Source organism: Achromobacter sp. 2789STDY5608615, assembly GCF_001298995.1.
Lineage (GTDB): Bacteria > Pseudomonadota > Gammaproteobacteria > Burkholderiales > Burkholderiaceae_B > Achromobacter > Achromobacter insuavis.
Genome location: NZ_CYTY01000004.1, coordinates 157,857 through 182,322, shown reverse-complemented (window position 1 = coordinate 182,322; position 24,466 = coordinate 157,857). Strand labels below are relative to the sequence as shown.

The window sequence follows — 24,466 nt, the reverse complement described above, 5'->3', positions numbered from 1 at the left end:
GCACCCCAAAAAAACCGGGCAGCCTGGGCTGCCCGGTGTCCGGGTGTTGCGCGTGCCGAGGCGGAAGACTCAGGCGCGGGCGGCCTTGAATTCCAGGCGGAACTTGTGCAGCAGCGGCTCGGTGTAGCCGTTGGGCTGGGTCAGGCCCTCGAACACCAGCGCGCAGGCGGCCTTGAACGCCAGCGAGCTGTCGAAGTGGCCCGCCATCGGCAGGTAGTGGGGATCGCCGGCGTTCTGGCCGTCCACCACCTTGGCCATGCGCTTGAAGGTCTCCATGACCTGGTCGTTGTTGGTGACGCCGTGGCGCAGCCAGTTGGCGATGTGCTGGCTGGAGATGCGCAGCGTGGCGCGGTCTTCCATGAGGCCGACGTTGTGGATGTCCGGCACCTTGGAGCAGCCCACGCCCTGGTCGATCCAGCGGACCACGTAGCCCAGGATGCCCTGCACGTTGTTGTCCAGTTCCTGCTGGATGTCGGCGGCGGACCACTTGCTGCGGTCGCCCACCGGCACCGTCAGCAGGCCGGCCAGCAGTTCGTCGCGCACGCTGTCGAGCTTGGTGCGCTCGAGTTCCTGCTGGACCGCCTGCACGTCCACCTGATGGTAGTGCAGCGCGTGCAGCGTGGCGGCGGTGGGAGAGGGCACCCAGGCCGTATTGGCGCCGGCCTTGGGATGGGCGATCTTCTGTTCGAGCATGGCGGCCATCAGGTCGGGCATGGCCCACATGCCCTTGCCGATCTGCGCGCGGCCGCGCAGGCCGGCGTCCAGGCCGACCAGCACGTTGTTGCGCTCGTAGGCGGTGATCCAGGCGGTGGACTTCATGTCGCCCTTGCGCAGCATGGGGCCGGCTTCCATGCTCGAATGCATTTCGTCGCCGGTGCGGTCGAGGAAGCCCGTGTTGATGAACGCCACGCGCGACGCCGCTGCCTGGATGCAGGCCTTCAGGTTGATGCTGGTGCGGCGCTCTTCATCCATGATGCCCATTTTCAGGGTGTTGCGCGGCAGGCCCAGCAGGTCCTCGACGCGATCGAACAGCTCGCTGGCGAACGCGGCCTCGACCGGGCCGTGCATCTTGGGCTTGACGATGTAGACCGAGCCGGTGCGCGAGTTGAGCTTGCGCTCGCGATCCTGCAGCGCCGCCAGGCTGGTGACCACGGCGTCGAGGATGCCCTCGGGGATCTCCTGGCCGTCGCGGTCCAGCACCGCCGGGTTGGTCATGAGGTGGCCGACGTTGCGCACGAACATCAGCGAGCGGCCATGCAGCGTCAGCGCCGAGCCGTCCGGACGCGTGTACTGGCGGTCCGCGTTGAGCTTGCGGGTGAAGGTCTTGCCGCCCTTGGTGACGTCCTCGGTCAGGTCGCCCTTCATCAGGCCGAGCCAGTTGCGGTAGATGTGGACCTTGTCTTCGGCGTCGACCGCGGCGACCGAGTCCTCGCAATCCATGATGGTGGTCAGCGCGGCCTCGACCAGCACGTCCTTGACGCCAGCGGCATCGGTGGCGCCGATGCTGTGGGCGCGGTCGACCTGGATCTCGAAATGCAGGCCGTTGTTCTTGAGGAGGATGGCCGTGGGCGCGCTGGCGTCGCCCTGGTAGCCGGTGAACTGCGCCGGCGTCTTGAGCGTGGTGGCGCCGCTGGCCAGCGCGATCTTCAGCTGGCCGTTCTCGACCGTGTAGCCGCGGGCGTCGGCGTGCGAGCCCTGCGCCAGCGGCGCGGCGGTATCGAGGAACTGGCGGGCGCGGGCGATGACGGCGCGGCCGCGCTCGGGGTTGTAGCCGGCGCCGTTGTCGCCCGGCGTGGCGGGAATCGCGTCGGTGCCGTAGAGGGCATCGTACAGGCTGCCCCAGCGCGCGTTGGCCGCGTTCAGCGCATAGCGCGAGTTGGACATCGGCACGACCAGCTGCGGACCGGCCTGTTGCGAGATTTCGGTATCGACGTGGTCGGTGGTGGCGCGCACCGAGGCCGGCTGCGGCAGCAGGTAGCCGATGCCTTCCAGGAACTGGCGGTAGGCCGCCGGATCGGCGATCGGGCCCGGATGGGCGCGATGCCAGGCGTCGAGTTCGGCCTGCAGGCGGTCGCGCTCGGCCAGCAGGGCGCGGTTCTTGGGCGCCAGGTCATGCACCAGGGCCGCGAATCCCTTCCAGAACGCGTCGGCATCCAGGCCGGAGCCGGGCAACGCTTCCTTTTCGATGAACTGGCTGAGATTGGCCGCCACTTGCAGGCCGTGGTGCTGGGTGCGTTGAGTCATGCGGATCTCTGACGGTAGTAGGTCTGGGCGGCGCGGGCGCCGGGCGAATCGGTCCTGACATCATCGTTCGCACCCGACCCAAAGTCCATATCAAAAACCGCTGGTCATACCAGTTTATTTGGCGGCGGTCCGGCAAACATCGTTTTTTTATGGTTCTATATCAGTAACTTACAAAGGCAGGGAGCGACGGACCAAGGATGGCGGCGGCATGGTCATACCACTGGTCCGGAGAACGCAATGCACGCGGAAACTGAAGCGAAACCCCGCCAGGTGGCGGACGAGGTGGCGGAGCGCATCGAGCGCCTGATCCTGGACGGCGTCCTGAAGGCCGGCCAGGCCTTGCCATCGGAACGGCGGCTCACGGAAAAACTGGGCGTGTCGCGCACCGCGCTGCGCGAAGGGCTCAAGCTGCTGCGCGCGCGCGAGATCATCCATACCTCGCAGGGCAAGGGCTCGTTCGTGGCCCGCATCTCGAAGGTGGACGCCGGGCCGCTGATGCATCTGTTCAATTCGCAGCCGCGCACGCTGTATGACCTGCTGGAAGTGCGCTCGCTGCTGGAGGCGGATTCGGCGCGGCTGGCGGCCTTGCGCGGCACCGAGGCCGATTTCATCATGATCCGTCGGCGCTACGACGATATGGTGAACACGCAGGCCGCGGACACCGCCACGCACGCGCACCTGGATCATGCCTTTCACCTGGCCATCTGCGAGGCCTCGCACAATCCGGTGCTGGTGCACACGCTGCAGTCGCTCAACGACCTGATGCTCGGTTCGGTGTTCGCCTGTGTGAACAACCTGTACCACCGCGAGCCCGAAAAGCGCCAGATCGACAAGCAGCACGCGCGGCTCTTCAATGCGGTGATCGGCCGCCAGCCGGAGCAGGCGCGCCGCGCCGCGGCCGACCACGTCGACAGCGTGCGGCAGAACCTGGCCGAGATCGAACAGGAAGAGCAGCGTTTGGTGCGGGCGACGCTGCGCCTGGAAGGGTGGACCTGAACGCGACCGCGCGGATCGGGGCGGCGGACGGGCCGACAGCCGGCCCGCTGCGCGATGATGCCGCGCGCGTCGCCGGGCTCAGCGGTCTTCGGTCACGGCGCCGGCCAGGGCCAGCGGCTTGCCCGCATAGACGCGGCCAAAGCGGTTGGCCAGCAAGGCCTCCAGCGAGATCTGCTCCTGGCCCACGAAGCCGCGCTGCGGCAGCACCTGGTGGGCAACGAGATCCAGCGCCGCGCAAATGCCGGCCGCGGTCGACAGCTGGATGGCGCTGAGCCGGTGACCGTCGACGTCGGCGCCGAACACGCGGATGGGATAGGACTCTTCCTCCAGTCGGCCGTGACGGTGGCCCGAGGCTTGCGCCTGGATGACGATGACATCCTGCTCGGTGGTGGGAATCGCGGTCTCGAAGATGTCCTTGAGCAGGTCGCGACGATCGCGCAGGCGCAGGTCATTGAGCAGCAGCTTCATCAGGTTGCAGTGCCCGGGATAGCGCACCGACTTGTAGTCCACGTTGCGGGCGCGTCCCAGCAAGGTCGCCGGCAAGGTGCCCAGGCCGCCCGAGGTGTTGAAGGCCTCGTACTCGACCCCATCCAGCGCGAAGGTCTCGTAGCCTTCGAGCGCCGGCACGCTGGTCAATTGGCCGTCGACGATGGCCTCGCACGGATTGCAGTATTCGTTGATCAACCCTTCCGTGCTCCAGGTCAGGTTGTAGCGCAGGCTGTTGGACGGGTAGCGCGGCAATGCGCCCACGCGCATGCGCAGGTCCAGCAGGGTGTCGAAGCGCCGCGCCAGCGCATTGCCGACGATGCCGATGAAGCCCGGCGCCAGGCCGCACTGCGGCATCAGCACCGCGCGGGCGTCGCTGGCCAACGCCTGGATGGCATGGGTGCTGGCGACGTCTTCGGTCAGGTCGAAATAGTGCACGCCGGCCTGGGCGCACAACTGCGCGACCGCGATGGCGCGATGGAACGGCAGGGCGTTGACCACCGCGTAGCGGCCCTCGATGCAGCGGGCCAGCGATGCGTCGTCGCTGATCTGGCGCGTCTCGCAACCCAATTCCGCGACAACGCGCAGCCGCGCCGGATCCTGGTCGGCCACCAGGACCGAATAGTCGCCGCTGCGCTCGAGCATCAGGGCGATGGCGAAACCGATTTTGCCGGCGCCCAGGAGGAGGATGGGCTTGGGGGAGGGGGGGGCATGGTGCGGCTCCTGCATAGAGGGGGATGGGTTGGCCTCATCCTATGCGCGGGCGCTGTCGATTTGTAGATAGCAAAGCGTCGTAACGGCTGTAAGTAACGTCGTTATGACTTAATTGACGATCGAAACGTCAAAAAGAAAAGCCCCCCGGGTGAGGCCGGAGGGCTTTGGGGGCGATTGCCGGGCCTGGAAGCCAGGCCGTGCAATCAGCTGCCCATGGGGGGGGTAGTCCATGTTGCCGAAGGTGACCAGGCCTTCCGCCTTGGCTTGGGCCAGTTCGGTCTGGACCTGGCTGCGGCTCAGCGACGTGGTGCTGGCGGCGTGGGCGACGGGCGGGTAGTCCATGTTGCCGAAGGTGACTTCACCGGCGTTCTTGGCCTGGGCCAGTTGGTCCTGCACTTGCTGCGAGGTCAGGCTCGACTTCGAGGCGATAGCGGCGGGGTAGCCTTCTTCGCCGAAGGTGTATTGGCCGGAAACCTTGGCTTGTTGCAGTTCGGCTTGAACCTGGGCGCGCGTCGGGCCTTGGTCGGCTTCAGCGGCTTGGGCGCCAGCGGCGGCCAGAACGGACATGGACAGCATCAAAGCGGTAGCAAGGGTTTTCATAGCAGACCTCCATATGTCTTGAGCTTGGGATCCGATCCTCTGGCCTGATTGCCGGGGGTCGCTTGCTGTGTCCCGATGAGATGCATTCTCGGCCCAAATAACCCTGGGATAAACCCTTATTACCTGAAAACATCTTTCCAAAATGAATACTAATCGGCTGGGAACTTACCAAATGGCACCATAGGTGGCGATATTTCCATTTGATGACGCAATAGGTAGTGGTTGGCGGCATTGGCCGCGGACGAGAGGGGCGGGGTAGGTTTCCGGCCCGCGGGGCAGGCAGCGGGCGTGCGCGGACAAGTCACGCCTCGGCGGGCGAGTGGCGGGTGATGACAGCGGGCAGTGCGGGAAGGGGGCCGTGGAACCCGCCCAAGGGAGCGCGTGGCTCCGGGGGGGGGGCGGATACGGCAAGGGAGGAGGGGTCAGCGGTTCAGGTCGGCCAGCGCGGCGTCGTATTCGGCGCGGGCTTCGTCCAGCTTGCGCTGGGCCTTGTCGATCTTTTCCTGCTTGCCCTTGGCGCGAGCGGCCTTGAGCTCGTCTTCGCGCTCGGACACCTTGTTCTGCTTGTCGCGCACGTCGGCTTCGCGTTGCGATTGCAGGCGGCTGTCGGTGCAGTAGGCCTTGGCCTCTGCCAGCGCCTTCTGCAAGCCAGCCACCCGGTGCGTGTTGCCGTGGGCGCGCGCATACGTGATTTCGTTTTCGAGATGGCAGAACTTGGCAGCGCAGCCGCGCTGGGCCGAGCAATCGGTGGTGGCCTGGGCGTGGGCCGGCAGGGTGCCGAACAGGGCGCTGGCCGAGGCCAGTGCCAGCAGGGTTTTGGTCAGTGCGGACATGCGGAGTCTCCGTAAAGCGTGTCGGAACGGCCATCATCTCCCAAGCATGGCGCGTCCGCAATGCGCCGGATCAGCCGATCAGGGTGCCCGCGAGCGCCGCCGCGACCAGGATCGCGCCCAGCCAGAGGTTGGCGCGGAACAGCATGAAGTTGCGGTCGGGACGCTGGATGTCGAACACCTTCAACTGCCACGCCAGGTGCACGCCGATCGCCGCCATGCCGACGTAATAGGCCCACGACATGCCGATGGCATAGCCGCCCCAGGCCCACAGGATCACGGTGGCCAAATAGAAGCCGCCGATCCACAATTTGCCCTGGTCGCCGAAGCGCATGGCCGTGGAATGCAGGCCCAGGCTGCGGTCATCGCGCACATCGACGTAGGCGTAGATGCTGTCGTAGCCCACCTGCCACAGCACCGCGCCGAACCACATCGCGATGGCGGCCAGGGGCACGTGGTTCTGCGTATCCGACCAGGCCATCAGCATGCCCCAGTTGAAGCAGATGCCCAGGACGACCTGCGGCCAATAGGTGACGCGCTTGCACAGCGGATAGATGAAAACGAACGGCAAAACGGCCAGCGCGAGCCAGCGGCTCATGCCATTCAGGAAGAAAAGCAGCGAGCCGCAGACCACCAATTGGCCAAATAAAAACCAGACCGCATTACGCATGCTGAGCTGGCCGCTGGTCAACGGACGGAAGCGGGTGCGTTCGACGTGCTTGTCGAAGTCGCGGTCGCACATGTCGTTGACGGTGCAGCCGATGCCGCGCATCAGCAGCGCGCCCAGCGAGAACACCACCAGGCGTTGCAGGTCGGGCAGGCCGCCGGCGGCCTGGATCAGGGCGGCGATACAGGGCAGCAGCGTCAGCCAGGTGCCGATGGGGCGGTCGAGCCGGCACAGCCGGGCGTAGGGGCGCCACGATTTGGGCAGCCAACGTTCGACCCAGTCGGTGAAAACAATGTCGCTGAGGTCGACGGGAGAGGGTTGCGGAGCGCTCACTGTCACGGCGAAAGAAAAGGGAGGAAAGCCGACAGCATAAAACAACGGCCGGGCATCGCGCCCGGCCGTGGGACCGTCAAGCCTGGTCAGGACCCGGTTTTCAGGCCGTGTATTCCTTGAGCAGCTTGCCCAGGATGGCGATGCCGGTGCGGATCTTGTCTTCCGGCACGGTGGCGAAGCTCAGGCGCAGCGTGTTGGCGCGGCCGGCGCCGCTGTAGAACGGCGCGCCCGGCACGAACGCGACGTTCTGGGCGATGGTCTTTTCCAGCAGCTTGGTGCTGTCGATGTGCTCGGGCAGCGTCACCCAGATGAACATGCCGCCTTCGGGCTTGGTCCAGCTGACGGTGGCGGGGAATTCGCGCGCGATGGCGTCCAGCATGCAGCTGCCCTGGGCGCGGTAGATCTCGCGCACGTTGGGCAGGTGCTCTTCGAGGAAGCCGTCCTTGACGATTTCGTACACGGCCATCTGGGTCAGCGTGGGCGTGTGCAGGTCGGTGGCCTGCTTGGCCTGCACCAGCTTGTTGATCAGCGGACGGGCGGCGGCGATGTAGCCCAGGCGCAGGCCGGGGGCCAGCACCTTGGAGAACGTGCCCAGGCGCACGACGTTGGCGCCGTATTCGGCGGCCAGGGCGATCAGGCCCGGTTGCGGTTCGCCGGCGTAGCGCAGTTCACCGTAGGGATCGTCCTCGATGATGGTCAGGCCGAGCTCGGCGGCTCGCTTGACCAGCGCGATGCGGCGTTCCAGGCTGAGGGTGCGGCCGGTCGGGTTCTGGAAGTTGGGCAGCGCGTACAGGAAGCGGGCGCCAGCGGCCAGCTCGGGCGTGATGGCCTCGGGGATCAGGCCGCCGTCATCGGTGGGCACCGGCACGTACTTGGGCTGGTACAGGCTGAACGATTGCAGGGCGCCCAGGTAGCTGGGGTCTTCGACCAGCACCTTGCTGTCCTTGTCGACCAGCACCTTGCCCAGCAGGTCCAGCGCCTGCTGCGAGCCGGACACGATCAGGACCTGGTCGGCGGCGACATTGGCGCCGGCGCGGTTCAGGTCGTCGGCGACCCATTGGCGCAGCGGCGCGTAGCCTTCGGTGGGACCGTACTGCAGGGCGGCGCGGCCGTTGGTGGACAGTACCTTGTCGAATGCCGCACGCACCACTTCTACCGGGAAGCCGCCGGGCGCCGGCAGGCCGCCTGCGAACGAAATGACTTCGGGGCGCTCGGTGACCTTGAGGATCTCGCGGATCGCGGAGCTGGTGAGTTGCAGGGCGCGTTCGGAAAATGCGAACGTCGGTTCGAGAGGCTTGTCCATGGTTTGCTTCTTAATCAAGAAGGGGGTGACGGGGTGATGACAACGGCGCGGTAAAGACGTTGCTGCGTAAACTATTGTCCCACAGCGTGGCAAGGCGGCCCCTTTATCGTGGGCAGCCCCTAAAATCACTTGCATCGATAATCGCCTGTACAGTTACATTTAGATATATGTTTGAAGCCGCCCCGATCACCGCCGATTCCAAGGCCGCGCTGTACGCCGAACTGGCCAAGCAGGCCCGCGCCCTGCTGGACGGCGAGCACGACCGCATCGCCAATGCCGCCAACCTGAGCGCGCTGGCCTACCAGGCGCTGCCCGACCTGAACTGGGTCGGGTTCTACCTGTTTGACGGCACCGAGCTGGTGCTGGGCCCGTTCCAGGGCAAGCCGGCCTGCGTGCGCATTCCGCTCAATCGCGGCGTGTGCGGCGCGGCCGCCAGCCAGCGCCAGACGCAGCTGGTGCCGGACGTGCACGCGTTCCCCGGCCACATCGCCTGCGACGCGGCCTCGCGTTCCGAGATCGTGGTGCCGCTGGTGCACCGGGGCGAGTTGATCGGCGTGTGGGACGTGGACAGCCCGGTGCCGGACCGCTTCGACGAAGACGATCGCCAGGGCATGGAAGCGCTGTGCGCGATCTTCCTGGCCAGCCTGCGTTGACAGCGTGGCGGCGGCCCGGTAGATTTGCGCATCGGTCGCTCGCGGCCGGTTTCAACCCTTTATTCCATTCATGATTCCTCAGGCCCTCCAGTCCGCTTTCCTGTTCCGCGCCCTCGGCGTGGTGACGGTTTGCGCCGGCCTGAAATCCAAAAAACAGCCGCTCATCTGACCGGAGCATGCTGTTCCGTCAGATGGGCGACGGAACAGCGGCCTCACGGCGGCGCCACGGCGCCTTCGCGCGCACCCCCTAGTATCCCGAGCACTTCTGTACGGTCCAACCACGGTCCGCTTACACCGAAGGAGTGTTCATGCAAACTCATCAATCCCCGTTCCAAGGCGTCTGGATTCCCCTGGTGACGCCGTTTTCCGGCGGCGCCGTCGATGGCGGGGCCTTGCGCCGCCTGGTGCGCCATTTCAAGGCCGCGGGCGTCGACGGCCTGGTCGTCTGCGGCAGCACGGGCGAAGCCGCGGCGCTCGATGACGCCGAGCAACTGGCGGTGCTGGACGCCGTGCTGAACGAGGCCGGCGCCATGCCGGTGGTGATGGGCCTGGCGGGCAATCACCAGGGCCACGTGCTGCAGCGGCTGGCCGCGTTCGGCACCCGGCCGCTGGCCGGCATCCTGGCGCCGGCGCCATACTACGTGCGCCCGGGCCAGGACGGCGCGGCCGCCTATTTCCGCAGCCTGGCCGATGCCTCGCGCTTTCCCCTGGTGCTGTACGACATTCCCTATCGCACAGGCACAACGCTGGAGACCGCGACATTGCTGTCGCTGGCCGCGCATCCGAACATCGCCGCGATCAAGGACTGCGGCGGTTCGCTCGACAAGACCCTGGCGCTGATCGCCGACGGCAACATGAACGTGCTGGCGGGCGAGGACCTGCAATCGCTGTCGCTGCTGTGCCTGGGCGGCAGCGGCCTGATCGCGGCGGCCGCGCATATCCGTCCCGATCTGTTCGTGGCCATGCACCAGGCGGTGCGGGTGCAGCAGCTGGACCTGGCGCGCAGGCTGTTCCAGGCGCTGGCGCCGGTGATCCAGCTGGCCTTCGCCGAGCCCAACCCGGGACCGGTCAAGGCACAGCTGGGGCGCCAGGGGTTGCTCAGCGACGAGCTGCGCGAACCCATGCCGGCCGCCAGCGCGGCGCTGGCGCGGCGCATGGACGCTGCGGTAGCGGGCCTGAACCGGCAGTTTCCCTGCCAATAGCGGGAAGTTGCGCCCGGGCGCGGCAGCTTTGTGGCGCCCGGATTCATTTGGTAATAAATGTCTCACCGCGAGGCTGACGGATTGCTTATGATGCGGCCATTCTCCGGGGTGAAACAAAACGTTCATGGCCCAAGCTTTTGTCGCGTTGTCCGCCTGGCAGGTCATGCTGGCGGGCCTGCTGTTCTTCGGCGGCATCTACCTGCTTTTCGGCGCGGCCACCTGGCTGCTGACCCAGCGCATCCTGCCGGCGCTGGGCATCGGCCGGCCGCTCGATCCGCGGCCGCTGGCGCCGGGCCAGTTGCGCCGCGAGTTCACGCAGTCGGGCGTGTCGATCCTGCTGTTCGGCACCGGCATGATCTTTCCCTGGGGCCTGCTGCAGCTGGGCTGGGCGCACCTGGATCCGGATGCCAGCTGGCAGAAAATCACGCTGGAGATCCTGGCCCTGGTGGCCTGGAACGACGTGCATTTCTGGATCAACCACCGGCTGCTGCACACCAAGCTGCTGCGCCGTTTCCACCTGCCGCACCACCGCTCGGTGGTGACCACGCCGTTCTCGACCTACAGCTTCCATCCGATCGAAGCGCTGATGCTGGGCAACGTCATCATGCTGCCGATGGTGCTGCATGATTTCAGCTTCTGGTCGCTGGCGTCGGTGCCGCTGTTCAGCCTGTTCTTCAACTGCATCGGCCACGCCAACTACGACTTTTTTCCCAACGTGTCGTATTCGCACTGGTTCGCCGCGAGCCGCCGGCATCACCTGCACCACGCCTGCTACAACGGCAATTTCGGCTTCCAGTTCACCTTCATGGACCGCCTGTTCCGCACCCGGCTGAAGGCCGAGGCGGCGACGTCCCAGCTGGAGGCTTTCCGGCAGCGAGAATCGATTGGCGGACGGGCTTAGCAAGAGGCGCCGGCTGCCCGCGCTGCGCAACCGGCGCGATTGGCAGAGCCTGGCCTACCTGGCCGCGCTGCCCGCCCTGGCGGCGTGGCAGTGGCTGCACGGCTTCTGGTGGCCGCTGTATGCGTTGATGTTGTTCCTGACGCTGGGCATCGGCGTGATCCATCACAACCACACGCACATCCGCATGTGGCATGGCCGCTGGGCCAATCGCGCCACCGATTTCTGGATCACGCTGCTGCAGGGGCATCCCACCTTCGTGTTCTATCCGGCGCACGTGGCCAACCATCACCGCTTCAAGCACGGCGCGCGCGACGTGGCGCGCACCTATCGCTTCGGCGGCGACACCAATCACCTGTGGGGCTACCTGATCCATCCGGCGCAGGCCGTGTGGGTGCTGTATCCGCTGTTCTTCGCCTGGCTCGGGCGGCTGCGCCGCCACTGGCCGGGCGCCTGGCGCTATTGCCTGTGCCAGTACGGCGCCTGGCTGGGGCTGTGGGGCGGCCTGCTGGCGATCAATCCGGTCAAGGCGCTGGTGTTCGTCATCATTCCGCAACTGCATGGCCTGCACTGGCTGCTGGCCACCAACTACCTGCAGCACGCGCACGCCGATGGCGGGCCGCGCGCCGTCGCGGGCCTGAACTACGCCCGCAATTTCGAAGGGCTGGTCAATCCGCTGCTGTTCAACATCGGCCTGCACACCGCGCATCACGAGAGTCCGCGCGCGCACTGGTCCGAACTGACCCGGTTGCACCGCGACCACTACCGGGCCCGCGTGACGCCCGCGCTGAACGAAGGCGGCCTGACGCCGTACATGTTCCGCGTGTTCGTGCTGGGCACCTTCCTGCCGCGCTTTCGCAGCCGCTCGTGCATGGCGCCCGAGCACGTGCGCTAGCGCCGCAACCCCATACCTGCCACTAGAGACCCGCCATGCCTATCGCGTTCAATCGTGTCTACCTGGAAAGCGCCGGCTATTTCATGCCGGGCGAACCCGTGTCCAACGAGGCCATGGACAGCTACATCGCGCCGCTGAACCGCATGTCCAGCCGCATCAAGAGCCGCATCCTGGCCGAGAACGGCATCAAGCAGCGTTACTACGCGATCGATGCCGAGGGTTCCACCGTTTTCACCAACGCGCAGCTGGCCGCCAACGCCATCCGCGATTGCCTGCGGCGCAATGACGGCGACCTGGCGGACGTGTCGCTGCTGACCAGCGGCTCGTCGGGCGGCGATGCGTTGATGCCGGGCTTTGCCAACATGATCCAGGGCGAGCTGGCCGCGCATCCGATGGAGACGCTGTCGGTGCACGGCATCTGCGCCGCGGGCGTGTCGGCGATCCAGGTGGCTGCGCAGGGCGTCGAGATGGGCGGCCACGCCAGCGCGCTGGCGGTGGCGGCCGAGTTGCCGTCGCGCCTGTTCAAGCGCTCGCGCTTTGCCGCGCGTGGTTATGACGCCGACTTCGATGCGCATTTCCTGCGCTGGATGCTGTCGGACGGCGCTGGCGCGCTGCTGCTGGGACGCGGCGGCCGGCCGCTGCCGGGCGCCTCCAAGGGCGTGCGGCTGCGCCTGAAGTGGGTGCACCAGCGTTCGTTCTCGGGCGACTATCCGGTCTGCATGCAGTTGGGCCTGTCGGCCGACCGGCAGAAGGGCCACCTGGACTATCCGTCGTGGAACGAGGCCGAGGCCGATGGCGCGCTGTCGCTGCGCCAGGACATCCGCCTGCTGCCGCATCTGTTCGACATCGGCATCCACGAGTACGCCAAGCTGGTGCGCGACGGCTGGCTGGATCCGGATCAGGTCGACCATTTCCTGTGCCATTACTCGTCCGAGAAATTCATTCCGGTGGTCGAGGACCTGATGGAGAAGGCCGGCCTGGTGATCCCGCGCGAGCGCTGGTTCAGCAACCTGGCCTGGCGCGGCAACACCGGCGCGGCGTCGATCCTGATCATGCTGGCCGAGTTCCTGGAAACGCGCGAGATCAAGCCGGGCGAGCAGATCTTCTGCTACATCCCCGAGTCGGGCCGCTTCATGGCGGCCTACATGTTGCTGGAAGCCGAGGCGGCGCATGAGGCCGCGCCGTCGGTGGCCGTGGTGGGCGCCACGCCGGCCGCGGCCGCGGCCGGGCGCGAGGACGCGCACAGCGCCGATGCCGATGCCATCGCGCCGCCGCACGATCCGGACATGGCGCCGCAGGGCCTGGGCCAGCTGCTGACCGAACTGGCGGCGATCTGGCACGACTACCGCTCGCGCGTCTGGCGCACGCCGGTGGTGCGGCGCCTGCGCAACCGCCGCTTCGAGACCGCCGACTACCTGAACTGGATGGAGAACTGGATCCCGCAGGTGCGCGAGGGCAGCAAGTGGATGCGCGAAGGCGCGGCCTCGCTGACCGAGCAGTACCAGCCGCTGGCCGCGCTGATCGACATGCATGCCGGCGAGGAGCAGAACGATTTCCAGATCCTGTTCCAGGACTACCGCACGGCCGGCGGCGCCATCGACAGCATCGACGCGCTGCGCCGCAACCCCGGAGGCGAGGCGCTCAACGCCTATCTGCACAGCCTGGCCGCCACGCGCGACCCGATCGGCCTCCTGGGCGCCATCTACATCATCGAGGGCACCGGCCAGCGCATCGTGCCGGCCCTGCTGCCGCTGCTCAAGGCCAGCCTGAAGCTGCCGCCGGACGCCTTCCGCTTCCTGGAATACCATGGCCACAACGACGAGAACCACCTGGCGCGCTGGCTGACGGCGGTGGAACTGGCGCTGGACTGCGACGAGGACGGCCGCGCCGAGCAGCGCATCGTCGACACCGCGCGCCGCACGGCCGCGCTGTACCTGATGCAGTTTCATCACGTGATGGAGGATGACGCCGCATGAACAAGGAACCGGAATTCCTGGCCAAGGGGCACGATCCCGCCGATCCGAGCCCCTGGCTGGCGCTGTACCTGGATCGCAGCACGCCGCTGCCGGACAAGGTCAAGAAGGCCTGGCTGACCGATTCGAGCTGCGGCTCGCGCCAGTACCTGCTGCCGTTCCTGCGGCCGCTGGCGCGCGCTTTCATCATCCTGATCCAGGTCATCAAGACCTTCCTGCCGCGCCGCTGGTCGCATTCGCGGCTGCTGCACCGCATCCTGGCGTGGGGCCTGAAGCGCTTCGTGTCGCCCGAGGCCAACTGGCTGATCCTGCGGCATTTCCACCTGGGCGCGCAGATCCTGGCGTTCATCGCGGCCAATTCGCCGGTGCGCGTGGCCACCACGCCGCTCGAGCCGATGGAGATCGACGATCTCAAGGACGAGCTGTTCGTCAAGCACGACCTGAACCTGTTCAACTTCGTGATCCGGCTGAACCAGGCGCTGCGCGACGCCGGCGTGGAGATGCATGCGCCCGAGCGCGTCGACTTCTCGATGATCCGCGACCCGGGTCTCAAGCTCGAGGACATGCCGCAGGGCAGGCTGAATTTCCTCGACCTGCAGAGCGCCATCGAACTGTTCACGCCGCTCTACCAGCTGATGCTGACCGACAACGACTTCTGGCGCGCGGCCAACTCGCTGCAGCTGGACGAGACCATCGGCATCTACGCGGCCAAGCTGCTGGGCGCGCCGCAGCACCTGATTCTGGTCAACAACAGCCATCCGCTGGTGCCGATGTCGACGCTGCGCGCCGGCTACCGGCTGGTGCTGCACGGCCTGTCTACCGAGATGCTGCACAGCCTGCTGATGGAGATGCGGGACGCGCAGCAGGGCGGCGAACCGCCGGCGCCGATCGCCTGAAAAACGGGTGGATCCTGGCGTTGTCCCTATAGGGCGGGTCGAGGTCGCTACGCTATAGTGCGACCCTTGTCCGCCGATTCGGGGCCGCGTGCGCGTGACCCGGATTCCCATTCCGGAAGCGCTTTCGATGCCCCAGTCCATAGAAGTCATTGCCACACTCCTGTTCGTCGTGGCGGTGTTGCACACCTTCTCCGTTCCCGTGTTTGCGCGGTTGGCCCATCGCGGCGGCCCGCACGCCGGCTTCTGGCACCTGCTGGCCGAGGTCGAGGCGGTGTTCGGCGTGTGGGCGTTCGCCCTGATCGTGGCGATGGCGGCGCTGTCGGGGCCGTCCGCGGCCATCGGCTACATGGACACGCGCAACTTCACCGAACCGCTGTTCGTGTTCACCATCATGGTGGTGGCGGCCAGCCGGCCGATCCTGGAGCTGGTGGGCCTGCTGGTGCGCGCCACGGCGCGCGTGCTGCCGCTGCCGCGGGAGCTGGCGACGTTCTTCGTGGTGATGTCGCTGGTGCCGCTGGGCGGCTCGTTCATCACCGAGCCGGCGGCCATGACGCTGGCGGCCATCCTGCTGCGCGACGCCTATTTCCGCAGCAGCGGGCGCGCCGGCTTCAAGTACCTGACGCTCGGCGTGCTGTTCGTCAACGTCTCCATCGGCGGCGTGCTGACCTCGTACGCGGCGCCGCCGGTGCTGATGGTGGCGTCCACCTTCGGCTGGGACTCGGCCTTCATGGCGCAGCATTTCGGCTGGCGCGCGGCGGTGGCGGTGTGCCTGAACGCGGGCCTGCTGACCTTCATCTGCCGCAAGGCGCTGCTGGAGCGCTCGGTGGGCACGGGCGGCGGGGTCGACGCGCCGGACGGCAAGGACAACCGCCCGCCGGTGCCGGCGCTGGTGATGCTGATCCACCTGGTGTTCCTGGTGGCGGTGGTGCTGAGCGCGCATCATCCGGCGATCTTCCTGGGCCTGCTGATGATGTTCATCGGTTTTGCCGAGGCCTACAAGCGCCACCAGAACCGCCTGCTCATCAAGGAGGGGCTGATGGTGGGTTTCTTCCTGGCGGGCCTGGTGGTGCTGGGCGGCCTGCAGAAGTGGTGGCTGCAGGACCTCTTGGGCGGCCTGGAGCCGTTCGTGCTGTTCTGGGGCGCGACCGCCCTGACGGCGATCACCGACAACGCCGCGCTGACCTACCTGGGGTCGCTGGTGGAAGGCACCAGCGAGGCCTGGCGCTACATGCTGGTGGCGGGCGCGGTGACGGGCGGCGGCCTGACGGTGATCGCCAACGCCCCGAATCCGGCCGGTTTCGCCATCCTGAAGAATCATTTCCCGGACGGCAGCATCTCGTCCGGACGGCTGTTTTTGTCCGCCCTGGGGCCGACGCTGGTGGCCGCCCTGATGTTCCTGCTGCCCGTCTGACGGAGCGGGGCGCGCACCCCCGCCGGAGCCCCGGGGCGCCCCGTCGCGGGGGGTGCCGCCGGCCTTTCATGAAAAACCGCTAAAATTCAAGACTTTCCCGTATTTTTCCGGCCGTGCCCGGCCGTTGTCCGGTCCAAGCCAGTTCCGGCCCCGGGGCCTCTCGTTGGAGGACCCTCGCGCCCCTGGTTTTGCGCAGCGTCCGGTCGACGGTCATAGATATACCGGGCCCGCGCCTGGGAGCCCTCGATGCCCATCTACGCTTACAAGTGCAGCGCCTGTGGCCATGCCAAAGACGTCCTGCAGAAGATTTCCGACGCGCCGCTTTCGGTTTGCCCCGAATGCGGCCAGAGCACGTTTTCCAAGCAAGTGACCGCGGCTGGCTTCCAGCTCAAGGGCTCGGGCTGGTACGTCACCGATTTCCGCGGCAACGGCAGCGGCGGCCAGCAGGCCACCGGCGCCAGCGCCCCGTCGACGCCCGCTGACAGCGCCGCGCCGGCCGCCAGCGCACCGGCTCCGGCCGCTGCCCCCGCGCCGGCCGCGGGACCGGCCACCACTTCCTGAGCACGCGCGCGATGCGTATGCGCGTCATCAAAAAGTACTTCATCACCGGCCTGCTGATCTGGGTTCCCCTGGTCATCACGGTGTGGGTGCTGGGGCTGCTGGTCGCCACCCTCGAAGGGTTCGTGCCTGGCTTCCTGTCGTCCGAATCGCTGTTCGGCGTCGACATTCCCGGCTTCCGCTTCGTCCTGGTCATCGTGGTGGTACTGTTGACGGGCATCTTCGCGGCCAACCTGATCGGCCGTACCATGGTGGACCAGTGGGAAAACCTGCTGGGCCGCATTCCCCTGGTGCGTTCGATCTACAACTCGGTCAAGCAGGTCAGCGATACCGTGCTAGCCCCGAACGGCCAGGCGTTCCGCCGGGCGGTGCTGGTGCAGTATCCGCGCGCCGGCAGCTGGACCATCGCATTCGTCACCGGCACGCCCAGCGGTGAAGTGGCCGAGCGCTTGCCCGGGGACCACATCAGCGTGTACGTGCCGACCACGCCGAATCCCACGTCCGGCTTCTTCCTGATGGTGCCCCGTGCCGACACGGTGGACCTGCAGATGAGCGTGGACGCGGCCTTGAAGTACATCGTTTCCATGGGCGTCGTCGCCCCGGGTCCGGCCATGCCGGGCGCCCGGCCGGCGCCGCCCGCTCCGACGCCGGACGCGCAGCGCGCGCCGGGCGTCGACCTGTAACCCTTTACGCTACTACCAAGCACACAACGGAGTTATCCCGATGCGTACCTGCTACACCGGCCAGGTTTGCCGCGACCATCTCGGCCAGACCGTCACCCTGTATGGCTGGGTGAACCGCCGCCGCGACCACGGCGGGGTCATCTTCATCGACTTGCGCGATCGCGCGGGCCTGGCGCAGATCGTGTTCGATCCGGATAACGCCGCCTTCGCCACCGCCGAGCGCCTGCGCAACGAATTCTGCATCCGCGTCACCGGCCTGGTGCGCGAGCGTCCGGCGGGCACCGCCAACGCCGAGCTGGCCTCGGGCGAAATCGAAGTGCTGTGCAAGGAAGTCGAGATCCTGAACGCGTCGGTCACGCCGCCGTTCCAGCTGGACGACGACAACCTGTCGGAAACCACCCGCCTGACGCACCGCGTGCTGGACCTGCGCCGCCCGCAGATGCAGCGCAACCTGATGCTGCGCTACCGCGTCTCGATCGAGACCCGCAAGTTCCTGGACCAGCTGGGCTTCATCGACATCGAGACCCCGATGCTGGCCAAGAGCACGCCCGAAGGCGCGCGCGACTACCTGGTGCCCTCGCGCGTCAACGCCGGCCACTTCTTCGCGCTGCCGCAGTCGCCGCAGCTGTTCAAGCAGATGCTGATGGTGTCGGGCTTCGACCGCTACTACCAGATCACCAAGTGCTTCCGCGACGAAGACCTGCGCGCCGACCGCCAGCCTGAATTCACCCAGATCGACTGCGAAACCTCGTTCCTGAACGAATTCGAGATCCGCGAGATCTTCGAGAACCTGATCCGCCACGTCTTCAAGGTGGTGCAGGGCGTCGACCTGGCCGAGCCGTTCCCGATCATGAGCTGGACCGAAGCGATGCGTCGCTACGGCTCGGACAAGCCCGATCTGCGCGTGCAGCTCGAGTTCACCGACATGACCGACGTCATGCGCGACGTGGACTTCAAGGTGTTCGCCGCCGCCGCCACGGCGCCCGGCAGCCGCGTGGTCGCCTTGCGCGTGCCCGGCGGCGCCGAGATGTCGCGCAGCGAGATCGACGGCTACACCCAGTTCGTCGGCATCTACGGCGCCAAGGGCCTGGCCTACATCAAGGTCAACGAAGTGGCCAAGGGCCGCGACGGCCTGCAATCGCCCATCGTCAAGAACCTGCATGACGCCGCCCTGGCCGAACTGGTCAAGCGCACCGGCGCGCAAGACGGCGACATCATCTTCTTCGGCGCTGACCGCGAGAAGGTCGTCAACGACGCCATCGGCGCGCTGCGCGTGAAGATCGGCCACAGCGAATTCGGCAAGAAGACCGGCCTGTTCACCGCCGGCTGGCAGCCGCTGTGGGTGGTCGACTTCCCGATGTTCGAATACGACGAGGAAGACGGCCGCTACACCGCCGCCCACCATCCGTTCACCAGCCCCAAGGACGGCCACGAGGACTTCCTCGAGACCGATCCCAGCAAGGCGTTCGCCAAGGCCTACGACATGGTCCTGAACGGCTGGGAAATCGGCGGCGGCTCGGTCCGTATCCACCGCGAGGAAGTGCAGAGCAAGGTGTTCCGCGCGCTCAAGATCGGCGCCGAGGAAGCCCGCGAGAAGTTCGGCTACCTGCTGGACGCGCTGCAGTACGGCGCGCCTCCGCACGGCGGCATCGCCTTCGGCCTGGACCGCATCGTCACGATGATGACCGGCGCCGAATCGATCCGCGACGTGATCGCCTTCCCGAAGACCCAGCGCGCCCAGGATCTGCTGACCCAGGCGCCGTCGGAAGTCGACGAGAAGCAACTGCGCGAGCTGCACATCCGCCTGCGCAACGCAGAGCCGAAGTAGGCCCACCCCCGAGCGCCTGCGGCGCTCCCCCTCAAGGGGGCGCCGCGCGGGACCGGCGGAGCCGGATCCCGGCGGCCTGGCTTGGGGCGGGGTCTCGGGCTTGCCTGGGCCTGTGCGCGGGACGCGCGGCCGGCCCGGTCACTCTGGTTTCAGGGTGTCTCCGAGGTGGGAAGGTGTCATGGAATTGGAGTAATCTGGCAGACGCCGCCTGGGTTGGCGGCGCTTGCCGGGGCTCCTTTTTTTGTGGGCCGCGGTTGGCGGTTTCACTGTCTTGAGAGGCGCCATCTCCTCCATGTCGCTCATCCGTGTCGTCAGCTACAACATCCATAAGGGCCGCTCGGCGCTGGGCCGCCGCGACTCCCTGAATGAACTGCGCCTGGGCCTGTATGGCCTGCGCCCCGACCTGGTCTTCCTGCAGGAAGTGCAGGGCCGCAACGAGCAGAAGTCGTTGCTCGACGCCCAGCACGAATCGCTGGCCGCCGCGCTCAAGCTGGACGTGGCCTACGGCCGCAACGCGATCCGCCACGAGACCGACCACGGCAACGCCCTGTTGTCGCGCTTTCCCATTCTTGACCACGAAAACCAGGACATCTCCGACCACCGGCTGGAGCAGCGCGGCCTGCTGCACGCGACCATCGAGCTCGACGGCCGTTCGGTGCATTGCTTCGTGGTGCACCTGGGGCTGTTCGCCGGCAGCCGCAGCCGCCAGATCCTGGCGCTGACCGAACGCATCCGGCGCATGGTGCCCGACGGCGAGCCCATCCTGATCGCGGGCGATTTCAACGACTGGGGCGATCGCCTGGCGCCGCTGTTCGTGCAGCAGCTGGGCCTGTACGAGGTGTTTTCGCATGCGCCGCGCAGCCATGGCGGCGAACTGCCGCGGCTGCGTGATTCGGTCAAGCGCCTGAGCAACGCCCTGCGCGGCCTGCCCAACAGCGGCGTGTCGGTGCTGGAGCGCACCAACCAGCTGGGCATGGACGGCAGCTCGCGCCTGTTGCTGCCGCCGCCGCGCACCTTCCCGGCCGTGTTCCCCTGGTTCCGCCTGGACCGCATCTACCAACGCGGCTTCGCCGTGCGCAGCGCGCGCGTGCTGCGGGGCCGCGAGTGGGCGCGGCTGTCCGATCATTCCCCCTTGCTGGCCGAGCTGGAACTCCCGTGAAGGCCGAGCAGGTCAGGCTGGAGTGGACCGACGGCAACGACATCCGGCTGCTGCAGAACGGCACCGAATTCTTCCCGGCGCTGTGCCGGGCGATCGACGCGGCGCAGTCCAGCGTGCACCTGGAAACCTATATCTTCATGCTGGACCGCACCGGCCTGAAGGTCCTGGACTGCCTGATGGCGGCGGCCGCGCGCGGCGTCAAGGTGCGCGTGGTGCTCGATGGCTTCGGCGCGGCCGAGACGGTGGACACGCTGCGCGAGCGCCTGACCGGCGCGGGCGCGCAATGCCGCGTCTTCCGCCCGGAACCGCGCTGGTTCGCCAGGTTCATTCCTTCGCGCAGCCGCTTGCGACGGCTGCACCGCAAGGTCACCATCGTCGATGGCAACGTCGCCTTCATCGGCGGCATCAACATCATCGACGACTACGACGACCTCGATCCCACCGATGGCATCTCGGCGCCGCGCTTCGATTTCGCGGTGCAGGTGCGCGGCCCGCTGGTGACCGAGGCGGCCTATGCCCAGGACCTGCTGTGGGTCCGCCTGAACTGGGCGCGCCTGCGGCGCCATCCGCGCGACTGGAACCGCATGCGCCTGACCAAGCCCAGCCACGCGCACGTCGCGCCCTGCGGCGAGCTGCGCGCCGCGCTGGTGCTGCGCGACAACCTGCGCTTTCGCCAGACCTTCGAACGCGCCTATCTCTACGGCATCACCCAGGCGCGGCGCGACATCCTCATCGCCAACGCCTATTTCTTTCCCGGCCGCCAGTTCCGCCGCGCCCTGGCCAAGGCCGCCGCGCGCGGCGTGCGCGTGCGGCTGCTGCTGCAGGGCAAGGTCGAATACCGCATGCAGTACCACGCCACGCGCTCGCTCTACGACCAGCTGCTGCGCGACGGCATCGAGATCTACGAGTACATGCCGAGCTACCTGCATGCCAAGGTGGCCGTGATCGACAACGTCGCCACCGTGGGCTCGTCCAACCTGGACCCCTTCAGCCTGCTGCTGGCGCGCGAGGCCAACGTGGTGGTCGACGACCAGCCGTTCGCCTGGGACCTGCAGGAGCGGCTGGAGGCGGCCATCGAGCAGGGCGGACGCTTCATCCGGCCGCTGGAGTACCAGCGGCGCGGCTGGGTGCGGCGCTGGGTGGACGCGGCGTCCTATACCTTGCTGCGGATCGGGGTGGCGTTGACGGGGACGTCGGACAAGTATTGACGCGCGCCGCCTCAGGCGCGTTTTTTCAGCAGCCCCAGGGCCAGCGCCGTGCCGACCAGGATGATGGCGGCGCCGGCGCCGATGGATGGCGTGATGGCCTCGTCCAGGAACCAGGCGCCCCAGACGACGCCAAAGATCGGCACCAGGAAGGTGACGCTGACGGCCCCGGTGGGGCCGACATTGGCGATCAGCCGGAAGAACACGATATAGGCCGCGCCGGTGCAGACGATCGCCAGCAGGATGGTGGCGATCCAGGCGGAGCCTGACGCGGGCGTTTCGGGCCAGGCGGAGATCGCCAGCGGCAGCAGGACCAGCGAGGCGGCGATCATGCTGCCCGTGGCATTGGCCAAGGCGTCCACGCCGCTCAGGAAGCGCTTGGTCCAGTTGGCGGCGATGCCGTAGAAGATGGGCGCGGAAATCGCGGCAATCACGGCAGGACCGGTGCCGCCGTCCTGGAAGTGCAGTTTGTCCCAGACCAGCACGACGATACCGACCAGGCCGATCATGAGGCCGAGCGACCGCATCCAGGGCAGACGGTCCTTGAACCACAGCCAGCCCACGACCGCGCCCCAGACCGGGGTGACAGCGTTCGCCACGGACAGGAATCCGGCGCCGAGCGACTGGGCCGCGTAGGCATACAGCAGGAAGGGCACCGCCGCGTTGAGCGTACCGACCACCAGCAGCGATTTCCAGTGCCGACGGATGATCGGCATTTTGCCGCGCCACACGGCAATCGGCAGCAGGAACAGCGCCGCCAGGCCCACGCGCAGTTCGATCAGCGCGACCGGACCGAAGTCCGCCACCGCCAGGCGCATGAACAAAAAAGAGCCGCCCCAGACGGCGGCCAGTACCAGAAGGTCCAGCAGATCACGTTGACGCATGCGTTCAGTCCCGGGTTACGTCGTTTTCCGGCTCGTGGCCAGATTCTTCATCTTGACCCGGTGCGCCAGCAGCGCACAGGTCAGGGACAGGACGATACAGAGGACCAGGCCGGTGCGCACTCCGTTTAGTACGCTGCTGTGGGAGATCAGGATGCCGACCACCGCGGTGCCGAGGGCGCTGCCGATGGCGCGGGTGGTCTGGACGAGGGCGGAAGCCACGCCCACGTCGCGGCGCTCGCTGAGCATCTGCATGAACAGGGTCAGGTTCGGCAACAGGAAGCCGAGCGCGCAGCCGTTGACGAAGAAGGCCGCCAGGATCCACCAGGCCGAGGTGCCGGGGGAAATCAGCAGCACCATCAGCGAACCTGTCGCCAGCAGCCCGCCGCCGAACACCATCAGGCGCTGCGGTTCGGTCTGCCTGGGGAAGAGGCGGCCATTGATGATGCTGCCGACCGAAATCGCGGCCACCAGCGGCGTCAGCAGCAGGCCCGCTTCGCTCGGGGAGTATCCGAGCACCTGCTGCAACAGCAGGGGGCTGTAGAAGATCAGGACGAACATGACGGCGCCGACCATCATGGCGGCCAGATTCAGAAGCCGTGACTCCCAGCCCGCCAGCACGCGCAGCGGGAATATCGGGGTGGCAACCCTGCGCTCCGTCGGTATCAGGATGGCAATGGCAATGACGCCGGCCAGCGCCAGGCACAGGCCCAGCACGGGATGGGCGTGGTCGCCGCTGGCGAAGGCCAGCTCCAGCGCCGCCAGCGGGGCGCCCACCGCGATGACGAGCAGGACGGCGCCCAGCCAGTCGATCTTGCGGCTTTCATCGTGCAGCGGCCGGATGCGGGGGAAGTACCGGGCCAGCAGGAAGAGCGTGAAGGCCGCCGCGATCGGTGAAATGAAGAACGCGGCCCGCCAACCCAGCGCCTGGGTCACCGCGCCGCCCAGCACCGGCCCGATGCCGCTGGCCATGGCGAACGCGGCGGAGACCAGCGCCATCCAGCGCACGCGTTGCTTGGCGTCAGGGAACAGATCGGCGGGCGCGGCGAAGGCCGTGGCGATCATCATGCCGCCGCCAATGCCCTGCAGCGAGCGGAAGATGATCAGTTGCGTCATCGACTGCGCCAGGCCACAGGCGATGGAACCCAGGGCGATGATCAGCACCGATACGAGCATCAGCGGCTTGCGGCCGAACATGTCGCCCAGGCGGCCGAAGATCAGGATCGATGCGGCGGTGGCCAGCAGATACCCGGTACCGACCCAGGCATAGAGCGCCATGCCGTTCAGGGCCTCGGCCACGCGCGGCAGGGTGGTGCTGATGATGGTGGAATCGAACGCCGCCAGCACCACGGTGGCGGAGACCCCCGCCATGGCCATCAGCAGATCGCGGCGGGAATGTACGGGAGCGGCGGGCTGGGTCGATGGGGGGGGGCGGGTTCATGCCGCCAAGCATATCATCGGCCCACTAGGGTTTTCACTTGTAGAAGGCGTGGTAACTCCAGAAAACCGCGATGACCAGCACCACGATGGCCCACGACCAGCGTGAATTCGACAGCCCGCGGCCGGGGGGGTCCGGCGGCGGCGGTGGCGGCGCCAGCCGCGGCTGCGCGGCCATGTAGTCGATGAAGGCAGTGAAAAAGCGTTCGATGATTTTCTCGCCGGCCTTCAACACCAGGCCCTCGCCGCATTCGGCCAGCTTGCCGCCGGTCATGCCGGCGAGGGTGTAGGCGACGCGGGTGCCTTCGTCCTTGGTGCTGAGATTGACCTGGGCGGTGCCGATCGCCAGGCAGGCCGCCAGCCCCTTGCCCTCGAACACCAGCGTGCAGCTATTGGGCGGATCGACGTCGGACAGCAGGATTTCGCCTTCATAGTCGGTATCGATGCCGGCCACCTTGGCCCGCAATGTGACCGCATATTCGGTGGCGGACCGCTGTGTCACGCTGATGCAACCCGGTATGCATCGCTGCAATACCGCGGGATCCGTGAGGGCGTCCCAGGTTTGATGCTGGGTGGAGGGAATCCATTGGGCATCTGCAATGCGCATGGCTGTC

General features: G+C 67.2%; 21 protein-coding genes and 1 pseudogene. 13 read left to right on the top strand and 9 right to left on the bottom strand.

Features of this window, described 5'->3' with window-relative positions; all coding sequences use genetic code 11:
* Positions 1–69: 69 nt before the first annotated feature.
* A complete protein-coding gene (locus tag AOZ49_RS05140; RefSeq protein ID WP_054430863.1) occupies positions 70–2,244 on the bottom strand; it encodes a malate synthase G in 2,175 nt (724 codons plus the stop codon).
* Between the two features lie 237 nt (positions 2,245–2,481).
* Between AOZ49_RS05140 and glcC the strand changes: the two genes are divergently transcribed.
* Positions 2,482–3,240, top strand: a complete 759-nt coding sequence (gene glcC / locus AOZ49_RS05135) for a transcriptional regulator GlcC (protein ID WP_054430861.1) — start codon at positions 2,482–2,484, stop codon at positions 3,238–3,240.
* Between the two features lie 78 nt (positions 3,241–3,318).
* Here glcC and AOZ49_RS05130 read toward each other — a convergent pair whose 3' ends face one another.
* The 5 genes and pseudogenes from AOZ49_RS05130 to AOZ49_RS05110 form a co-directional block, all read right to left on the bottom strand.
* Entirely contained in the window at positions 3,319–4,455 is a 1,137-nt protein-coding gene (locus AOZ49_RS05130; RefSeq protein WP_054474529.1) for a saccharopine dehydrogenase family protein, read from the bottom strand.
* Positions 4,456–4,650: 195 nt separating this feature from the next.
* Positions 4,651–5,040, bottom strand: a pseudogene (locus AOZ49_RS05125) (DUF4148 domain-containing protein); the annotation flags it as partial.
* Positions 5,041–5,462: 422 nt separating this feature from the next.
* A complete protein-coding gene (locus AOZ49_RS05120) occupies positions 5,463–5,873 on the bottom strand; it encodes a DUF1090 domain-containing protein (RefSeq protein WP_054430855.1) in 411 nt (136 codons plus the stop codon).
* 70 nt (positions 5,874–5,943) lie between these two features.
* The gene (gene ubiA / locus AOZ49_RS05115) at positions 5,944–6,870 is read right to left on the bottom strand and encodes a 4-hydroxybenzoate octaprenyltransferase (RefSeq protein ID WP_054430852.1); all 927 of its coding nucleotides are present in this window, start codon (positions 6,868–6,870) and stop codon (positions 5,944–5,946) included.
* Positions 6,871–6,970: 100 nt separating this feature from the next.
* On the bottom strand, positions 6,971–8,173 hold the full coding sequence (locus AOZ49_RS05110) for an aminotransferase-like domain-containing protein (protein WP_054474528.1): 1,203 nt from the start codon (positions 8,171–8,173) through the stop codon (positions 6,971–6,973).
* Between the two features lie 167 nt (positions 8,174–8,340).
* Between AOZ49_RS05110 and AOZ49_RS05105 the strand changes: the two genes are divergently transcribed.
* The 12 genes from AOZ49_RS05105 (at position 8,341) to clsB (ending at position 21,537) form a co-directional block, all read left to right on the top strand.
* Complete coding sequence (locus tag AOZ49_RS05105; protein WP_054430850.1) at positions 8,341–8,826, top strand: GAF domain-containing protein; 486 nt, start codon at positions 8,341–8,343, stop codon at positions 8,824–8,826.
* A 308-nt stretch (positions 8,827–9,134) separates the two neighbouring features.
* Positions 9,135–10,028 (top strand): 4-hydroxy-tetrahydrodipicolinate synthase, encoded by an 894-nt coding sequence (gene dapA / locus AOZ49_RS05100; RefSeq protein ID WP_054474527.1) that lies wholly within the window; start codon positions 9,135–9,137, stop codon positions 10,026–10,028.
* A 124-nt stretch (positions 10,029–10,152) separates the two neighbouring features.
* Positions 10,153–10,929 carry a sterol desaturase family protein gene (locus AOZ49_RS05095; RefSeq protein ID WP_054430847.1) on the top strand — a complete coding sequence of 259 codons (777 nt, stop codon included), beginning with the start codon at positions 10,153–10,155 and terminating at the stop codon, positions 10,927–10,929.
* Positions 10,913–11,821 (top strand): fatty acid desaturase, encoded by a 909-nt coding sequence (locus AOZ49_RS05090; RefSeq protein WP_054474526.1) that lies wholly within the window; start codon positions 10,913–10,915, stop codon positions 11,819–11,821. The genes AOZ49_RS05095 and AOZ49_RS05090 overlap by 17 nt, the downstream gene beginning before the upstream one ends.
* 35 nt (positions 11,822–11,856) lie before the next feature.
* On the top strand, positions 11,857–13,797 hold the full coding sequence (locus tag AOZ49_RS05085; protein WP_054474525.1) for a StlD/DarB family beta-ketosynthase: 1,941 nt from the start codon (positions 11,857–11,859) through the stop codon (positions 13,795–13,797).
* Entirely contained in the window at positions 13,794–14,690 is an 897-nt protein-coding gene (locus AOZ49_RS05080; protein WP_054430841.1) for a DUF6999 family protein, read from the top strand. The genes AOZ49_RS05085 and AOZ49_RS05080 overlap by 4 nt, the downstream gene beginning before the upstream one ends.
* 127 nt (positions 14,691–14,817) lie before the next feature.
* Positions 14,818–16,101 (top strand): putative Na+/H+ antiporter, encoded by a 1,284-nt coding sequence (locus AOZ49_RS05075; RefSeq protein ID WP_054430839.1) that lies wholly within the window; start codon positions 14,818–14,820, stop codon positions 16,099–16,101.
* A 246-nt stretch (positions 16,102–16,347) separates the two neighbouring features.
* Positions 16,348–16,662, top strand: a complete 315-nt coding sequence (locus AOZ49_RS05070; RefSeq protein ID WP_054430837.1) for an FmdB family zinc ribbon protein — start codon at positions 16,348–16,350, stop codon at positions 16,660–16,662.
* Positions 16,663–16,679: 17 nt separating this feature from the next.
* Entirely contained in the window at positions 16,680–17,342 is a 663-nt protein-coding gene (locus AOZ49_RS05065) for a DUF502 domain-containing protein (protein ID WP_006391987.1), read from the top strand.
* Between the two features lie 40 nt (positions 17,343–17,382).
* Complete coding sequence (gene aspS, locus AOZ49_RS05060; RefSeq protein ID WP_054430835.1) at positions 17,383–19,170, top strand: aspartate--tRNA ligase; 1,788 nt, start codon at positions 17,383–17,385, stop codon at positions 19,168–19,170.
* A gap of 292 nt (positions 19,171–19,462) precedes the next feature.
* On the top strand, positions 19,463–20,329 hold the full coding sequence (locus tag AOZ49_RS05055) for an endonuclease/exonuclease/phosphatase family protein (RefSeq protein ID WP_006389688.1): 867 nt from the start codon (positions 19,463–19,465) through the stop codon (positions 20,327–20,329).
* Entirely contained in the window at positions 20,326–21,537 is a 1,212-nt protein-coding gene (gene clsB, locus AOZ49_RS05050; RefSeq protein WP_054474524.1) for a cardiolipin synthase ClsB, read from the top strand. Before AOZ49_RS05055 ends, clsB begins: the two co-directional genes overlap by 4 nt.
* 11 nt (positions 21,538–21,548) lie before the next feature.
* On the opposite strand, the gene AOZ49_RS05045 is transcribed toward clsB, so the two are convergent.
* The 3 genes from AOZ49_RS05045 to AOZ49_RS05035 all read right to left on the bottom strand — a co-directional run bounded on the left by AOZ49_RS05045 (position 21,549) and on the right by AOZ49_RS05035 (position 24,459).
* Entirely contained in the window at positions 21,549–22,418 is an 870-nt protein-coding gene (locus AOZ49_RS05045; protein ID WP_054474523.1) for a DMT family transporter, read from the bottom strand.
* Positions 22,419–22,433: 15 nt separating this feature from the next.
* Entirely contained in the window at positions 22,434–23,792 is a 1,359-nt protein-coding gene (locus AOZ49_RS05040; protein WP_054474522.1) for an MFS transporter, read from the bottom strand.
* Between the two features lie 97 nt (positions 23,793–23,889).
* Positions 23,890–24,459, bottom strand: coding sequence for an SRPBCC family protein (locus AOZ49_RS05035; RefSeq protein ID WP_054474521.1), 570 nt, complete (start codon positions 24,457–24,459; stop codon positions 23,890–23,892).
* Positions 24,460–24,466: the final 7 nt, after the last annotated feature.

Excerpts from the sequence above, each read along its gene's own strand:
- AOZ49_RS05140 (WP_054430863.1), bottom strand. The coding sequence starts at position 2,244 with ATGACTCAACGCACCCAGCACCACGGCCTGCAAGTGGCGGCCAATCTC.
- glcC (WP_054430861.1), top strand. The coding sequence starts at position 2,482 with ATGCACGCGGAAACTGAAGCGAAACCCCGCCAGGTGGCGGACGAGGTG.
- AOZ49_RS05130 (WP_054474529.1), bottom strand. The coding sequence starts at position 4,455 with ATGCAGGAGCCGCACCATGCCCCCCCCTCCCCCAAGCCCATCCTCCTC.
- AOZ49_RS05120 (WP_054430855.1), bottom strand. The coding sequence starts at position 5,873 with ATGTCCGCACTGACCAAAACCCTGCTGGCACTGGCCTCGGCCAGCGCC.
- AOZ49_RS05110 (WP_054474528.1), bottom strand. The coding sequence starts at position 8,173 with ATGGACAAGCCTCTCGAACCGACGTTCGCATTTTCCGAACGCGCCCTG.
- AOZ49_RS05105 (WP_054430850.1), top strand. The coding sequence starts at position 8,341 with ATGTTTGAAGCCGCCCCGATCACCGCCGATTCCAAGGCCGCGCTGTAC.
- dapA (WP_054474527.1), top strand. The coding sequence starts at position 9,135 with ATGCAAACTCATCAATCCCCGTTCCAAGGCGTCTGGATTCCCCTGGTG.
- AOZ49_RS05095 (WP_054430847.1), top strand. The coding sequence starts at position 10,153 with ATGGCCCAAGCTTTTGTCGCGTTGTCCGCCTGGCAGGTCATGCTGGCG.
- AOZ49_RS05085 (WP_054474525.1), top strand. The coding sequence starts at position 11,857 with ATGCCTATCGCGTTCAATCGTGTCTACCTGGAAAGCGCCGGCTATTTC.
- AOZ49_RS05080 (WP_054430841.1), top strand. The coding sequence starts at position 13,794 with ATGAACAAGGAACCGGAATTCCTGGCCAAGGGGCACGATCCCGCCGAT.
- AOZ49_RS05075 (WP_054430839.1), top strand. The coding sequence starts at position 14,818 with ATGCCCCAGTCCATAGAAGTCATTGCCACACTCCTGTTCGTCGTGGCG.
- AOZ49_RS05070 (WP_054430837.1), top strand. The coding sequence starts at position 16,348 with ATGCCCATCTACGCTTACAAGTGCAGCGCCTGTGGCCATGCCAAAGAC.
- AOZ49_RS05065 (WP_006391987.1), top strand. The coding sequence starts at position 16,680 with ATGCGCGTCATCAAAAAGTACTTCATCACCGGCCTGCTGATCTGGGTT.
- aspS (WP_054430835.1), top strand. The coding sequence starts at position 17,383 with ATGCGTACCTGCTACACCGGCCAGGTTTGCCGCGACCATCTCGGCCAG.
- AOZ49_RS05055 (WP_006389688.1), top strand. The coding sequence starts at position 19,463 with ATGTCGCTCATCCGTGTCGTCAGCTACAACATCCATAAGGGCCGCTCG.
- AOZ49_RS05045 (WP_054474523.1), bottom strand. The coding sequence starts at position 22,418 with ATGCGTCAACGTGATCTGCTGGACCTTCTGGTACTGGCCGCCGTCTGG.
- AOZ49_RS05040 (WP_054474522.1), bottom strand. The coding sequence starts at position 23,792 with ATGGCCATGGCGGGGGTCTCCGCCACCGTGGTGCTGGCGGCGTTCGAT.
- AOZ49_RS05035 (WP_054474521.1), bottom strand. The coding sequence starts at position 24,459 with ATGCGCATTGCAGATGCCCAATGGATTCCCTCCACCCAGCATCAAACC.